13 protein-coding genes are annotated in these 13771 nt (G+C 65.2%); 10 read left to right on the plus strand and 3 right to left on the minus strand.

Annotated features, from left to right (window positions below; all coding sequences use genetic code 11):
• Positions 1–11: 11 nt before the first annotated feature.
• Positions 12–2243: an indolepyruvate ferredoxin oxidoreductase subunit alpha gene (locus HV786_RS02060; protein ID WP_128830044.1), complete on the minus strand. Its 2232-nt coding sequence runs from the start codon at positions 2241–2243 to the stop codon at positions 12–14.
• Between the two features lie 367 nt (positions 2244–2610).
• On the opposite strand from HV786_RS02060, the gene HV786_RS02065 reads away from it, so the two are divergent.
• The 6 genes from HV786_RS02065 (at position 2611) to HV786_RS02090 (ending at position 8816) form a co-directional block, all read left to right on the plus strand.
• Positions 2611–3108 carry a MarR family winged helix-turn-helix transcriptional regulator gene (locus tag HV786_RS02065; protein ID WP_128830045.1) on the plus strand — a complete coding sequence of 166 codons (498 nt, stop codon included), beginning with the start codon at positions 2611–2613 and terminating at the stop codon, positions 3106–3108.
• Between the two features lie 187 nt (positions 3109–3295).
• A complete protein-coding gene (locus HV786_RS02070) occupies positions 3296–4867 on the plus strand; it encodes an ABC transporter substrate-binding protein (protein WP_128830046.1) in 1572 nt (523 codons plus the stop codon).
• 58 nt (positions 4868–4925) lie between these two features.
• Entirely contained in the window at positions 4926–5915 is a 990-nt protein-coding gene (locus tag HV786_RS02075; RefSeq protein ID WP_008158681.1) for an ABC transporter permease, read from the plus strand.
• Positions 5915–6829 (plus strand): ABC transporter permease, encoded by a 915-nt coding sequence (locus tag HV786_RS02080; RefSeq protein WP_056321125.1) that lies wholly within the window; start codon positions 5915–5917, stop codon positions 6827–6829. The genes HV786_RS02075 and HV786_RS02080 overlap by 1 nt, the downstream gene beginning before the upstream one ends.
• 8 nt (positions 6830–6837) lie before the next feature.
• Entirely contained in the window at positions 6838–7824 is a 987-nt protein-coding gene (locus HV786_RS02085; RefSeq protein ID WP_063953252.1) for an ABC transporter ATP-binding protein, read from the plus strand.
• The gene (locus HV786_RS02090) at positions 7821–8816 is read left to right on the plus strand and encodes an ABC transporter ATP-binding protein (protein WP_062840340.1); all 996 of its coding nucleotides are present in this window, start codon (positions 7821–7823) and stop codon (positions 8814–8816) included. The genes HV786_RS02085 and HV786_RS02090 overlap by 4 nt, the downstream gene beginning before the upstream one ends.
• Before the next feature lie 51 nt (positions 8817–8867).
• Here HV786_RS02090 and HV786_RS02095 read toward each other — a convergent pair whose 3' ends face one another.
• Positions 8868–9386, minus strand: coding sequence for a hypothetical protein (locus HV786_RS02095; protein ID WP_056321133.1), 519 nt, complete (start codon positions 9384–9386; stop codon positions 8868–8870).
• Positions 9387–9606: 220 nt separating this feature from the next.
• Here HV786_RS02095 and HV786_RS02100 point away from each other — a divergent pair, with 220 nt between their 5' ends.
• The 4 genes from HV786_RS02100 to HV786_RS02115 all read left to right on the plus strand — a co-directional run bounded on the left by HV786_RS02100 (position 9607) and on the right by HV786_RS02115 (position 13419).
• The gene (locus HV786_RS02100) at positions 9607–10527 is read left to right on the plus strand and encodes a DMT family transporter (RefSeq protein ID WP_128830047.1); all 921 of its coding nucleotides are present in this window, start codon (positions 9607–9609) and stop codon (positions 10525–10527) included.
• 92 nt (positions 10528–10619) lie between these two features.
• Positions 10620–12293, plus strand: coding sequence for an energy-dependent translational throttle protein EttA (ettA, locus tag HV786_RS02105; RefSeq protein WP_056321139.1), 1674 nt, complete (start codon positions 10620–10622; stop codon positions 12291–12293).
• 175 nt (positions 12294–12468) lie between these two features.
• Positions 12469–13002 carry an isochorismatase family protein gene (locus tag HV786_RS02110; RefSeq protein WP_128830048.1) on the plus strand — a complete coding sequence of 178 codons (534 nt, stop codon included), beginning with the start codon at positions 12469–12471 and terminating at the stop codon, positions 13000–13002.
• A gap of 192 nt (positions 13003–13194) precedes the next feature.
• Positions 13195–13419 (plus strand): glycine zipper 2TM domain-containing protein, encoded by a 225-nt coding sequence (locus HV786_RS02115; RefSeq protein WP_056321146.1) that lies wholly within the window; start codon positions 13195–13197, stop codon positions 13417–13419.
• Positions 13420–13511: 92 nt separating this feature from the next.
• Here HV786_RS02115 and minE read toward each other — a convergent pair whose 3' ends face one another.
• Positions 13512–13769, minus strand: a complete 258-nt coding sequence (gene minE / locus HV786_RS02120; RefSeq protein ID WP_006217654.1) for a cell division topological specificity factor MinE — start codon at positions 13767–13769, stop codon at positions 13512–13514.
• Between the last annotated feature and the right edge of the window lie 2 nt (positions 13770–13771).

Genomic DNA, 13771 nt, shown 5'->3' on the forward strand with positions numbered 1-13771 from the left:
TGCTGGGTTCCTCAAAGGGCGTCGTGCGCCAGGCGCGCCGCGCGGCGCCGTTGCAGAAAGCCGATCACCGCGCCGCGCAGGCGCGCCACGAAGCGGTCGGCGCCGGTCGGGTTGTGGATGATGTCGGCGCGGTAGAACGACGGGCACAGCACGGCCGCATGCGCGACCTCGCCACAGTTGCCGCAGCCCACGCAGCTGCTTTCCACGTGCGCGACCGGATCTTCCTTGAGCGGGTCGCCGCTGTCCTTGACCGTCAGCGACGGGCAGCCGGACAGCCGGATACAGGCGTGGTCGCCCGTGCAGACATCCGGGTCCACGCCAAAGCGTTCCTTCACGACCCGCTTGCCCTCCTTGACCGCCTTGTTGAAGAGCGGCTTCACGCGCCGCTGCTTGTTCAGCATGCATTCGGACTGCGCGATGATGACCTTGGGACCCTTGATGTCGGTGGTCAGCGCCTCTTCGATGGTGGCGCGCACCTTGGCGACGTCGTAGGTCCTGTCCAGCGTGCGCACCCACTTCACGCCCACGCCGCGCACGGCCTGATCGATCGGGTTGTTGGTCGAGCGGTCTGGGTTGTCGGCGCGCGAGGACAGGATGTCCTGCCCGCCGGTGGCCGAAGCGTAGAAGTTGTCGACGATGACGATGACGCCGTCGTATTTGTTGAACACGGCGTTGCCGATGCCGGACGCCAGCCCGTTATGCCAGAAGCCGCCGTCGCCCATGATGGATATGGGCCGCTTGGCGGCCGGCACGTTGAACGCGGCCGCGCTGGAGGCGCCCAGGCCGTAGCCCATCGTCGTGGCGCCCAGGTTGAAGGGCGGCAGGATGGAAAACAGGTGGCAGCCGATGTCGCACGAGATATGGTGCTGGCCCAGCGTTTCCTGCGCCAGCGTCAGCGCCGAAAAGATCGGCCGCTCCGGACAGCCCGTACAGAAGCCAGCAGGCCGCGGCGGCACCACGGCCGCCAGGCCTTCGACGTGCTTGTGGAAGGTGATGGGCTGCTCGGCGGGGCGTGCGGGTTTGGGCCGCGATACTTCGGTGATCGTGAGCTGCGGTTCAGCCGGGGCTTGCGCCTGGTCATCCGCCGCCGCCGCCGGATGCGTCTGCAGCGATTCCGGCCGGTTGCGCTTGAGGAATTCGCGCAGGCCGTCGCGCATGACCTGCGTCGTGTATTCCCCGGCCATCGGCAAGACGTCCTTGCCGGACAAGCGTGTGTCCACCCCCGCGCGGCGCAGCACCGCGTGCAGGTTCTGCTCGATGTAGTCGGGCTGGCCTTCCTCTAGCAGCAGCACGGCGCGCTTGCCGCGGCAGAAGTCGATGACCTCATCCTCGATGACGGGGTAGGTCACATTCATGACGTACAGCGGGATGCGGCTGTTGCCGAAGTTGTCCGCCAGGCCCAGGAGCTGCAGCGCGCGAATCACGCCGTTGTACAGGCCGCCCTGCAGGATCAGTCCGATATCGTCCTGCTCGCCGTCGAAGTGTTCGTTGAGCCGGTGTTCCTTGATGTAGCGGATGGCCGCGGGCCAGCGCTCCTTGATCTTTTCCTGTTCGTGCAGGAACGACGCCGGCGGCAGCACGATACGGCTTGTGTCGCGCGCCGGGTTTTCCAGCGCCTCGGCCAGGCTGAAGGCCGGGCGCTTGTTTTCCTTGGCGATGAAGCGCCCGTGCACATGGCAGCCGCGAATGCGCAGTTGCAGCATCACGGGCGTCTTGCTGGCCTCGGACAGCGCAAAGCCGTCTTCCACCGCCTTGACCATGCTTTCCAGATTTGGACGCGGGTCCAGCAGCCAGATCTGCGACTTCATGGCGAATGCGTGCGACCGTTCCTGCATGATCGACGAGCCTTCACCGTAGTCTTCGCCCACGATGACCAGCGCGCCGCCCGTGACGCCGCCCGAGGCCAGGTTGGCCAGCGCGTCGGACGCGACGTTGGTGCCCACCGTGGATTTCCAGGTGACGGCGCCGCGGATAGGGTACATGACGGAGGCCGACAGCGTGGCCGCGGCCGTGGCTTCCGAGGCGCTGGCCTCGAAGTGCACACCCAGTTCCTGCAGGATGTCGTTGGCGTCGGCCAGCACGTCCATCAGATGCGAGATCGGCGACCCCTGATAGCCGGCCACGTAGCCCACGCCCGATTGCAGCAGCGCCTTCGTGACGGCAAGAATCCCTTCGCCGCGAAATTCCTCGCCCGCGCCGATGCGCAGCTGCTGGACTTCTTTCTTGAAAGATCTTTCCGCCATCTGGATCCCTTACGCGGACCCGGTCGGGTCCTTAATCCGTGCTGCCGTGCAGCATCGTCCTGCCACGAAAACATCGCCTGAAAAATACTTTAGGAGTCAACGTTTTAGCTGTCAATAAAAAAGATGAAATTTCATGGAAATCAAAAAATATCACGCTAAAACAAGGGTGTATATACTGGTTGTTCTCTAGGTTTTTGACGGATTCGGAGCGCTGTAATGGTGCAAAAACGGGTTGCGATTTGGGGTATACCCTGTGCTGCGCAACAGCATTGCGGTACATCATGGCGCGCGGCTGCGCCGTCGTGGTGCAATGCGCCTTTCGGTGAAGGGGCGGGTCTTGGAAACCGGTGCGTGGGAGCAAACCAACATGCGGCCAGATAATCCACGCGGGGCGCGCGCGGCAGCGGCGGGCCCGCGGTTCGTCGACGGCTACCTGGCCTACTTGCTCGCGCAGGCCAGCCAGCGCATCTCGGCGGAATTCCATCAACAGGTCAAGGCCGCCGGATTGTCCGTGACCGAATGGCGCGTGCTGGCCAGTCTTCAGGGCAGCGCCGGCGAAACCATCGGCAGCCTGGCGGTGCTGGCCATCACCAAGCAGCCCACGCTCAGCAAGGTCGTGCAGCGCATGGAAGCCGACGGGCTGGTGGCCCGCACCGGCGTTCGCGCCGACCGACGCCAGACGCGCGTCTGCATCACGGCCAAGGGTTCAAACCTCATCGGCGGGCTGTGCGAACAGGCCTTGCAGCATCAAAAGGCCGTGCTCGCGCCCTTCGGCGAAGCCAAGGCCGCGATGCTGATCGAAATGCTCGATGTCCTGATGACCGAGCACGTGCCGCTGGAACTGCCCATCGACACGGACGAATGACTCCTTCCGTTGCAAGCACGCACTCGAACATCGTTCGGTCCGATTATTTCGTTACATGCTTATGCGTCCCTGATTGCCCGCTCCCTCTGAAAACCCCCTCCGGTACGCACAAACCCTGAATTGACGCGGGTCTCGCCGGTAGGCACACTCGCGCCGGTATTCAGACTACTGTCAGGAGTTGACACTTATGCGCCGCACTTTGATTGCTATCGCGATCGCCGCCGCCGTGGCAGTGCCCTCGATCGGGCAAGCCAAGACCTTCCGTTGGGCCGCTCAGGGCGACATCCTCACGTTCGATCCGCACTCGCAAAACGAGGGCATGACGATCGCCGCCAACAGCTACATCTACGAGCCGCTGGTCGACTACGACAAGTCCTTCAAGGTGTCGCCGCGTCTGGCCACGGAATGGGAGCAGGTGTCGCCCACGCTGTATCGCTTCAAGCTGCGCCCCAACGTCAAGTTCCATGACGGCGCCGCGTTCACCGCCGACGACGTGGTGTTCTCGATTCACCGCGCCATGGCGCCCACGTCCAACTACAAGGCCTACACCACCGGCATCAAGGAAGCGCGCAAGATCGACGACCTGACGGTCGAGATCGAAACCTCTGCGCCCAACCCCGTGCTGCTGCGCCAGCTGACCAACGTGTTCATCATGAACAAGGCCTGGTCCGAAAAGAACAACATCGCCAAGCCGCAGGATTTCGTCAACAAGGAAGAAACCTACGGCGCGCGCAACACCAACGGCACCGGTCCCTACAAGCTCAAGAGCCGCGAAGTCGACGTGCGCACGGTCTTCGAGGAAAACAAGGACTGGTGGAACAAGGCCGGCAAGGTCGGCAACGTGACCGAAGTCGTCTTCACGCCGATCAAGCAGAACGCCACGCGCACCGCCGCGCTGTTGTCCGGCGAGATCGACTTCGTGCTGGATCCGGCCGCGCAAGACCTGGACCGCCTGCGCCAGTCGCAGAAGGTCGTCGAGGGCAACGAATACCGCACCATCTACCTGGGCCTGGACCAGAAGCGTCCGGAGCTGCAGTACTCCAACATCAAGGGCAAGAACCCGTTCCAGGACGTCCGCGTGCGCGAAGCGCTGTACCGCGCCATCGACGTCGACGCCATCAAGCGCGCCGTGATGCGCGGCCTGTCGGCGCCCACCGGCACGATGATCGCGCCGCAGGTGCATGGCTGGACCGAATCGCTGCACAAGCGCGTGCCTTACGATCCCGAAAAGGCCCGCGCCCTGCTGAAGGAGGCCGGCTACGACGGCACGCTGAATTTCACGCTGGACTGCCCGAACAACCGCTACATCAACGATGAAGCCATCTGTCAGGCCGTCGTCGGCATGTGGGCCAAGGTCGGCGTCAAGGCCACCATGAACGCCATGCCGCGGTCCACCTACTTCCCGAAGGTGCAGTCGTTCGACACCAGTGCCTACCTGTTCGGCTGGGGCGTGCCCACGTTCGACGCCATGTACACGCTGCAGAACCTGATCCGCACCAAGGGCGAGGGCGCGGACGGCATGTACAACCTGGGCAACTACAGCAACAAGGAACTGGACGTCATCATCGACCGGATCAAGACCGAGACCGATCCGAAGAAGCGCGACGCCGACATCATCACCGTGCTGGAAGGGCACGCCAAGGACTTCGGGCACATCCCGCTGCATGACCAGGTCATCCCCTGGGCCATGCGCAAGAACGTCACGGTCATCCACCGTGCCGACAACCGCCTCGTTGCCGATTGGGTCAAGGTTGACTGATCCAGGCTAACCAGACGGCGGGACCTACCCGGTTCCGCCGTCTTGCTTTTCTCCGCCTATGTTCGCTTTCATACTGCGTCGCCTGTTGCAGGCCGTAGCGGTGATGCTCACCGTCGCGCTACTGGCCTTCGTGCTTTTTCAATACGTCGGCGACCCTGTCACCATCATGCTGGGACAGGACGCCACCGATGCCGAGCGCATCGAACTGCGTGAACGCCTGGGCCTGAACGAGCCCGCCATCGTTCAATTCGGCCATTTCGTGGCCAATGCGGTGCAGGGCAATTTCGGCATCTCCCTGCGCCAGAGCGAACCCGTTTCCACCCTGCTCAAATCCCGCCTGCCCGCCACGCTTGAGCTGTCCATGGTGGCTGCCTTGCTGGCGCTGGTCGTGGGCGTGCCGCTGGGCGTGTATACCGCGCTCAAGCGCAACAGCCTGGTCTCGCAGATGCTGCTGGCCGGGTCGCTGCTGGGCGTGTCGCTGCCGACCTTCCTGATCGGCATCCTGCTGATCCTGGTGTTCTCGGTGCAACTGGGCTGGCTGCCCAGCTATGGGCGCGGCGATACCGTCAGCCTGGGCTGGTGGACCTCGGGCCTGTTCACCGCCACGGGCTGGAAGCATCTCATCCTGCCGTCCATCACGCTGTCGCTCTTCCAGATGACGCTGGTGCTGCGGCTGGTGCGCTCCGAAATGCTGGAGGTCCTGCGCTCGGACTACATCAAGTTCGCGCGCGCCCGGGGCCTGAAGCGCCGCGCCATCCACTTCGGCCACGCGCTCAAGAACACGATGGTGCCCGTCATCACCATCACCGGCCTGCAGCTGGGCGGCATCATCGCCTTCGCCATCGTGACCGAGACCGTGTTCCAGTGGCCGGGCATGGGCCTGCTCTTCATCCAGGCCGTCCAATTCGCCGACGTGCCGGTGATGGCCGCGTACCTGTGCCTGATCGCGCTGGTGTTCGTGGTCATCAACCTGATCGTCGATCTTCTGTATTTCGTCGTGGACCCGCGGCTGCGTTCCGGGCTGACCCGCGGCGGGGGGGCTCACTGATGCGCGCCGTACTCAAACGCTGGTGGGACAGCGACATTGCCTGGGCCTGGCGCCGGGCGCCCGTGGCGATCGTGGCCACCCTGTTGCTCGCGGCCCTCCTGATCGGTTCCTTCGGGGCCGGCTGGGTCGCGCCGCACAATCCGTTCGACCTGACCAAGGTCGAACTGCTGGACGCGCTGCTGCCGCCGGCCTGGGAACCCAACGGGCAGGCCACTTACCTGCTGGGCACCGACAGCCAGGGCCGCGACCTGTACTCGGCCATCCTGTACGGCACGCGCGTGTCGCTGCTGATCGGCCTGGCCTCGGTGCTGCTGTCCATGCTGATCGGCATCGTGCTCGGGCTGGTGTCGGGTTATGCCGGCGGCCGCATCGACGCCTTCATCATGCGTGTCGCCGACGTGCAGCTCTCGTTCCCTGCCATTCTGATCGCGCTCCTGATCGACGGCGTGGCGCGGGCGGCGGTGCCGCGCGAGATGCACGAGATCATCGCCTTCCCGGTGCTGATCGGCGCCATCGCGCTGGCCGGCTGGCCGCAGTACGCCCGCACGGTGCGTGGTTCGACGCTGGTCGAAAAGAACCGCGAATACGTGCAGGCCGCACGCGTGATCGGCGTGGCCTCGCCCGTCATCATGTTCCGCCACGTGCTGCCCAACGTGCTGGGTCCCGTGCTGGTGCTGGCCACGGTGCACCTGGCCACCGCCATCATCACCGAGGCGACGCTGTCGTTTCTGGGGGTGGGGGTGCCGCCGACCGCGCCGTCGCTGGGCACGCTGATCCGGATCGGCAACGATTTCCTGTTTTCCGGAGAGTGGTGGATCACCATTTTCCCGGGCGCGGCGCTGGTGCTGCTGGTGCTGTCGGTCAACCTGCTGGGTGACTGGCTGCGCGACGCACTCAACCCGCGTCTGAATTGAGGGTAACCATGAGCGCATTACTCGAAGTCCGCAACCTGCGCGTGGAATTTCCCACGCGCCGCGGCACGCTACGCGCCCTGGACGATGTGTCCTTTTCCATCCAGGCCGGCGAAGTCCTGGGCGTGGTGGGTGAATCCGGCGCCGGCAAATCGCTGACCGGCGCTTCCATCATCGGCCTGCTCGAACCGCCGGGCCGCATCGCCGCCGGCGAGATCCTGCTGGCGGGCCGGCGCATCGACAACCTGCCCGACGAACAGATGCGCCGCGTGCGCGGCCGCGAGATCGGCGCGGTATTCCAGGACCCGCTGACCTCCCTGAACCCGCTGTACACGGTGGGCAGGCAGTTGGCCGAAACCATCGTCACGCATCTGGACATGACGTGGTCGCAGGCGCGCAACCGCGCGGTGGAACTGCTGGCGTCCACCGGCATTCCCGCCGCGCGCGAGCGCATCGACCACTACCCGCACCAGTTTTCCGGCGGCATGCGCCAGCGCGTGGTGATCGCGCTGGCCCTGGCCGCCGAGCCCAAGCTGGTTGTGGCCGACGAACCCACCACCGCGCTGGACGTGTCGATCCAGGCGCAGATCATCGAACTGCTCAAGCGCCTTTGCCGCGAGCACGGCACGGCCGTCATGCTGATCACGCACGACATGGGCGTGATCGCCGAGACCGCCGACCGCGTGGCGGTGATGTACGCCGGCCGCGTGGCCGAGATCGGGCCGGTGGCCGACGTGATCCACAAGCCGCGCCACCCCTACACGGCGGGGCTGATGGGGTCCATTCCCACGCTCGAAGGCCACACCGAGCGGCTGGTGCAGATCGACGGCAGCATGCCGCGGCTGAACGCCATTCCGCCGGGCTGTGCGTTCAACCCGCGCTGCGGCCAGCGCCTGCCGCGCTGCGCGCACGACCGCCCCGAGCTGATGCCCGCAGGCACGTCGCGCGCGGCCTGTTGGCTGCATGACAAAGGCAATACGTTGGAGGTGGCCGCATGAGCACGCCCTTGGTTCAAGTAAAGGATGCGGCGCGCTGGTTCGACGTGTCGCCGCCCTGGCTGGAGCGCACGCTGGCGCGCAAGCCCAAAGTGATGCTGCGCGCGGTGGACGGGGTGTCGTTCGACATCGCCCGCGGCGAGACGCTCGCATTGGTGGGCGAATCCGGCTGCGGAAAATCGACGGTCGCGCGCATGCTGGTGGGGCTGTACGGGCTGACCCGCGGCGACATCCAGTTCGATGGCCAGCCGCTGTCGCGCATGTCCGAGTCGGGCGGCCGCGCCTTGCGCAAGCGTCTGCAGATGATCTTCCAGGATCCCTATGCCAGCCTGAATCCGCGCTGGCGCGTGGGCCGCATCATCGCCGAGCCGATGCTGACCCACACGCAGATGACGCAAGACGAGCGCGTCGCGCGCGTGGGCGATCTGCTCCGGCAGGTGGGGCTGGACCCGGCGGACCAGGGCCGCTATCCGCACCAGTTTTCGGGCGGCCAGCGCCAGCGCATCTCGATTGCGCGGGCGCTGGCGGTCAATCCGGAGTTCCTGGTCTGCGACGAGCCCACCTCGGCGCTGGACGTGTCGGTGCAAGCGCAGGTGCTGAACCTGATGAAGGACCTGCAACGCAAGCTGGGGCTGACGTACCTGTTCATTTCCCACAACCTGGCGGTCGTGCACCACGTGGCCGACCGCGTGGGGGTTATGTACCTGGGGCGCATGGTGGAAGTGGCGCCGCGCGACGAACTTTTTGCGCGGCCGCGGCATCCCTACACGCGGATGCTGCTCGAGGCGATTCCGGACATCAACGGCGCAGGCAAGCCGCGCACGGCGGTGGCGGGCGAGGTGCCCAATCCCCTGAATCCGCCGTCCGGCTGCACCTTCCATCCGCGCTGCCCGCACGCCAATGACCGATGCAAGGCCGAGGCGCCGGCCGCGAAGCTGGCGGGGGTGTCGATCGTGGCCTGCCATGCCGTCGAGGAAGGCAGGATCACCGTGTGATCCTGCCGCCGCCGCGGACCGGGCGCCAGCCCGGGCTGCGGCGCGCGGCATTCAATGGCGGTGGTTGTGGACGTCGTCGTAGGGCGTGTCGTCGTCCTCGTCGTCCGCGTCGTCGTCCTCTTCCTCGTCTTCTTCGTCCGGATCGGGCTGCGGTTCCTCGGTCAGCGCGAAAGGCAGCACTTCCTCAAGGTTGTCGGACCAGGCGGACTCTTCGCCGTCGTGGTCCAGCTTGATGAACCGCTCGCCGTCGTTCAGCGAGATCTGGATCGCCCACAGGTACAGGCAGTCGTAGGTGTCGTCATCGGACTGCGGCAGGCCGCCGCGGTTGCCGAGCAGGCGCGCGCCCGGCCCGCCCATCTGCACGTGCGTCTGTTCCTCGTCGGCCTCGGCTTTCTCGTCCATTGGGACGCCGTAGGTCACCCATTCGGTGCCTTCGTCGCCAAGCACCACTTCCGCCAGCACGGGCTTGCCCAGATAGGCGCTGAGGGCGTCCGCGGTCTTGGCCAGCATGTCCAGTTCGGGCGCACTGAAATGGGTCAAGGAAGCGGGTGGAGTGGCAGAGGCGGACATGTTGGTTCCTGGGCGCGATGAAGCCGCGACGGCACGGCAGATACGTCAGGCGCTATTGTCGCGCGAACGGCGCTGCGTTGCATCGGGCGCTTGGATTACGAAGAAACGTGTGTGGTATCCGGATGGCGTGCTGGGGCGGCGGCATATCCGTGACATATACATCAAGTCGGACGAGGCCTACACTGGCCAACTTTCGTCTTCCTGCCTTGCCGTTTCAAACATGCGCTCCGACGCCCCGCAGCTTCCCCTCCGCTTTTTCCTGTTTCCCCTGCTGGCCGCCTTGATCTGGTCGGTCAACATGATCGTGACCAAGATGGCCGCCGGCGTGATCGCGCCTGCCGCCATCGGCTTTTACCGCTGGGCGCTGGCGGGCATCGTGCTGACCCCCTTTGCGTTGCCTGGCGTCTGGGCGCAGCGACGCCAGGTGCTGGCGCATCTGCCGAAGTTCGCGGTGCTGGGCGGACTGGGCATGGCGCTGTACCAGGGCCTCGCGTACGTGGCGGCCGCCTCGACCACCGCCACCAACATGGGTTTCATCACCGCGATGATTCCGCTCATGACCATCGCCGTCATGGCGGTCATCATGCGTGAGCGGCCCTCGACGATGGCCGTGCTGGGCAGCCTGGTCTCGCTGGCCGGGCTGGCGCTGCTGATCGGCGAGGGCGATCCGGCCCGGCTGCTGTCGGTGGGCGCCAACCATGGCGACGTGCTGATGGGGCTGGGCGCGCTGGCCTATGCGCTGTACGGCGTGCTGCTGCGGCGCTGGGCGCTGCCGGTGGGGCCGTGGCAGTCGCTGTACGTGCAGGTTGCGTTCGGCATCCTGTTCCAGCTTCCCGCCTTCCTGATGGCCGCGCCGTCGCCGCTCAATGCCGCCAACGTGCCCCTTGTGCTGTATGCCGCGGTATTCCCGTCGCTGTTCGCGCCCTATCTGTGGATGCAGGGCGTGCGCCATCTGGGGCCCAACCGCGCCAGCATCTTCCTGAACGTCATGCCCGTGTTCACGGTGGCCATCGCGGCGCTGTTCCTTGATGAAAAGCCGCACCTCTTTCACATCGCCGGCGGCGCGCTGGCGCTGGCCGGCGTGATGCTGGCGCAGATGCGCACGCCGGGCATGCCGGGGCGCGCGGCGAAAACCAGCTGAGGCGGCACGGGGCCGGATCACGGCTGCCGCACGCCGGTCAGGGTTCCGGCCTACAATCAACGGTTTCTCAGCTATATCTCACCTACGAGCCCATGGCCCAATACGTCTACACCATGAACCGCGTCGGCAAGATCGTGCCGCCCAAGCGGCAGATCCTGCGCGATATCTCGCTTTCGTTTTTTCCTGGCGCCAAGATCGGCGTGCTGGGCCTGAACGGCTCGGGCAAGTCGACGCTGCTGAAGATCATGGCGGGCGTCGACCGCGAGATCGAAGGCGAAGCCGTGCCCATGCCCGGCCTGAACATCGGTTACCTGCCGCAGGAACCGCAGCTCAATCCCGAGCACACCGTCCGCCAGGCGGTCGAGGAAGGCCTGGGCGCTGTCGTCACCGCCAAGAAGCGCCTGGACGAGGTCTACGCCGCGTACGCGGAACCCGACGCCGACTTCGATGCGCTGGCCGCTGAACAGGCCGAACTCGAAGCCATCATCGCCGCCGCCGCTTCCAGCGGCGCTGACGACATCGAACACCAGATGGAAATCGCCGCCGACGCGCTGCGCCTGCCGCCCTGGGACGCCATCGTCGGCAAGCTGTCCGGCGGTGAAAAGCGCCGCGTGGCCCTGTGCCGCCTGCTGCTGTCCAAGCCCGACATGCTGCTGCTGGACGAGCCCACCAACCACTTGGACGCCGAGAGCGTGGAGTGGCTGGAGCAATTCCTGCACAAGTTCCCCGGCACCGTCGTGGGCGTGACCCACGATCGCTACTTCCTGGACAACGCGGCCGAATGGATCCTGGAACTGGACCGCGGCTACGGCATCCCCTGGAAGGGCAACTACAGCTCGTGGCTAGAACAGAAGGAAGACCGCCTCAAGCAGGAAGAGTCCTCCGAGTCCGCGCGCCAGAAGACCATCAAGAAGGAACTGGAGTGGGTGCGCCAGAACCCGAAGGGCCGCCAGGCCAAGGCCAAGGCGCGTCTGGCGCGTTTCGAGGAACTGTCTTCCTACGAATACCAGAAGCGCAACGAAACCCAGGAAATCTTCATTCCCGTGGGCGAGCGCCTGGGCAACGAGGTCATCGAGTTCAACAACGTCAGCAAGGCCTACGGCGACCGCCTGCTGATCGACAACCTCAGCTTCAAGGTGCCGCCGGGCGCCATCGTGGGCATCATCGGCGCGAACGGCGCCGGTAAGTCCACGCTGTTCCGCATGATCGCCGGCCGCGAGCAGCCGGATTCGGGCGAAGTGAAGATCGGCCAGACCGTCAAGCTGGCGTACGTCGACCAGTCGCGCGACGCGCTGGAAGACAAGAAGACGGTATTCGACGCGGTGGCTGACGGCGCCGACCTCTTGACCGTGGGCAAGTTCGAAATGTCGTCGCGCGCCTATCTGGGCCGCTTCAACTTCAAGGGCGGCGACCAGAACAAGGTCGTGGGCCAGCTCTCGGGCGGCGAACGCGGCCGCCTGCACATGGCCAAGACGCTGATCGCCGGCGGCAACGTCCTCTTGCTTGACGAACCGTCCAACGACCTCGACGTCGAAACGCTGCGCGCCCTGGAAGACGCGTTGCTCGAGTTCCCCGGCAGCGTCATGGTCATCAGCCACGATCGCTGGTTCCTGGACCGTATCGCCACGCACATCCTCGCGTTCGAAGGCGATTCGCAAGTCGTGTTCTTTGACGGCAACTACCAGGAATACGAAGCCGACAAGAAGCGCCGCCTGGGCGAAGAGGGCGCCAAGCCCAAGCGCCTGCGCTACAAGGCGCTGAAGTAAAAAGACGATTCCTCTGGTGACTGACACCCAGGTGGCACAGCCGTCAATTCGAGACGCTGCCGCGAGGGTGTCAGACACCAGCCAGTAGGAACACCCCGCCAAGCATCCCGGCCAAGCGCCGGGATTTTTTTCGGCCAGGCGTTATCCTGACAGCTTGTCCTGGGAGTCTTTCACCATGCTGCTGTCCGCCACCGATTCCACCCTGCTGATCGTCGACATGCAGGGCCGCCTGATGCCTGTCATCCACGACGGCGAGGCCGTGCTCAACGCCGCGCACAAGCTGGCCCAGGCGGCTCGGCTGCTCGACGTGCCCGTGGTGGCCACGGAGCATCACAGCAAGATGCTCGGGGTCACGGTCGACCCGTTGCGCGAACTAATCCAGGCCACCTTCCAGAAGATGCACTTTTCCTCGGCCCGAGAACCGGGTTTCGACGGCTGGCTGCCGGCCTCGCGCCGCACGGTGCTGGTGGCCGGCTGCGAGGCGCACATCTGCGTGCTGCAAACCGTCATCGGCCTCGTGGAGTTGGGCTACAAGGCCGTGCTGGTCGCGGACGCGGCTGGCTCGCGCAAGCCGTCGGACCATCATGCCGCGTTGCGCCGCGCCCGCGCGCACGGCGCGGAAATCGTCACGTCGGAAATGGCGATTTTCGAGTGGATGGAGACCTGCGAGCACCCGCGCTTTCGCGACGTGTTACGTCTGGTCAAATAGCGGCCCGCTCCTGCAACATCGTCCCCAGGAGAGCGCAACGATTTGCTCTCCCTTTGACACAATTCCTGGGCAAACCTAACACCATGTCCCCGGATATTTTGCGATCCTGAAGGCTCCTAACCCCAAAAAGGTCCGCGCGCTCGCGTTTGGGTTCACCGGTGCGGCCCCGGGTAAAAGAACAGGAGCTTCATCATGAAAATCGCATCGCTTTCCAAGATCTGTGCCGCCGTGGCGCTGGCTGCCACCATGGCGGGTTGTTCATCGTGGGATGGCATGAGCCATCGCCAGAAGAGTACCGTGGGCGGCGCCGCACTGGGCGGCGTGGCGGGCGCCGTCATCACCAACGGCGGCGTGCTCGGCACGGTCGGCGGCGCGGCGATCGGCGGTGTGATCGGCGACCAGGTGGGCAAGCGCTAAGCCTTCGTCGTCCCAAAAGCAACGCCCGGCAATGCCGGGCGTTTTTTTTTATGCGCAACGTGCGCCGGCAAGACCGGCGCACAGCAGAGACGTCAGGTCTCGTTTTGCGGCATTTCGATCTTCACTTCCAACACCTCGAGCGTGTCCTGGCGTTCCAGGTGCACCTTGATGTCTTCGGGATTGATCTTCACGTACTTGGAAATGACCGCGATCAGTTCCTGCTGGAGTTGCGGCAGGTAATCGGGGGAATCCCCGCGGCCACGCTCGTGGGCAAGGATGATCTGCAACCGTTCTTTGGCGACGGACGCGGAGGTCTTCTTTTGACCGAGCAGAAACGACAGGAAGGACATCG

The sequence above is a fragment of the Achromobacter mucicolens genome (assembly GCF_902859725.1).
Taxonomy (GTDB): Bacteria; Pseudomonadota; Gammaproteobacteria; order Burkholderiales; family Burkholderiaceae_B; genus Achromobacter; species Achromobacter mucicolens.

Bases quoted from the DNA above. Each gene is read 5' to 3' on its own strand.
- HV786_RS02060 (WP_128830044.1), bottom strand. From the start codon at position 2,243: ATGGCGGAAAGATCTTTCAAGAAAGAAGTCCAGCAGCTGCGCATCGGC.
- HV786_RS02065 (WP_128830045.1), top strand. From the start codon at position 2,611: ATGCGGCCAGATAATCCACGCGGGGCGCGCGCGGCAGCGGCGGGCCCG.
- HV786_RS02070 (WP_128830046.1), top strand. From the start codon at position 3,296: ATGCGCCGCACTTTGATTGCTATCGCGATCGCCGCCGCCGTGGCAGTG.
- HV786_RS02075 (WP_008158681.1), top strand. From the start codon at position 4,926: ATGTTCGCTTTCATACTGCGTCGCCTGTTGCAGGCCGTAGCGGTGATG.
- HV786_RS02080 (WP_056321125.1), top strand. From the start codon at position 5,915: ATGCGCGCCGTACTCAAACGCTGGTGGGACAGCGACATTGCCTGGGCC.
- HV786_RS02085 (WP_063953252.1), top strand. From the start codon at position 6,838: ATGAGCGCATTACTCGAAGTCCGCAACCTGCGCGTGGAATTTCCCACG.
- HV786_RS02090 (WP_062840340.1), top strand. From the start codon at position 7,821: ATGAGCACGCCCTTGGTTCAAGTAAAGGATGCGGCGCGCTGGTTCGAC.
- HV786_RS02095 (WP_056321133.1), bottom strand. From the start codon at position 9,386: ATGTCCGCCTCTGCCACTCCACCCGCTTCCTTGACCCATTTCAGTGCG.
- HV786_RS02100 (WP_128830047.1), top strand. From the start codon at position 9,607: ATGCGCTCCGACGCCCCGCAGCTTCCCCTCCGCTTTTTCCTGTTTCCC.
- ettA (WP_056321139.1), top strand. From the start codon at position 10,620: ATGGCCCAATACGTCTACACCATGAACCGCGTCGGCAAGATCGTGCCG.
- HV786_RS02110 (WP_128830048.1), top strand. From the start codon at position 12,469: ATGCTGCTGTCCGCCACCGATTCCACCCTGCTGATCGTCGACATGCAG.
- HV786_RS02115 (WP_056321146.1), top strand. From the start codon at position 13,195: ATGAAAATCGCATCGCTTTCCAAGATCTGTGCCGCCGTGGCGCTGGCT.
- minE (WP_006217654.1), bottom strand. From the start codon at position 13,769: ATGTCCTTCCTGTCGTTTCTGCTCGGTCAAAAGAAGACCTCCGCGTCC.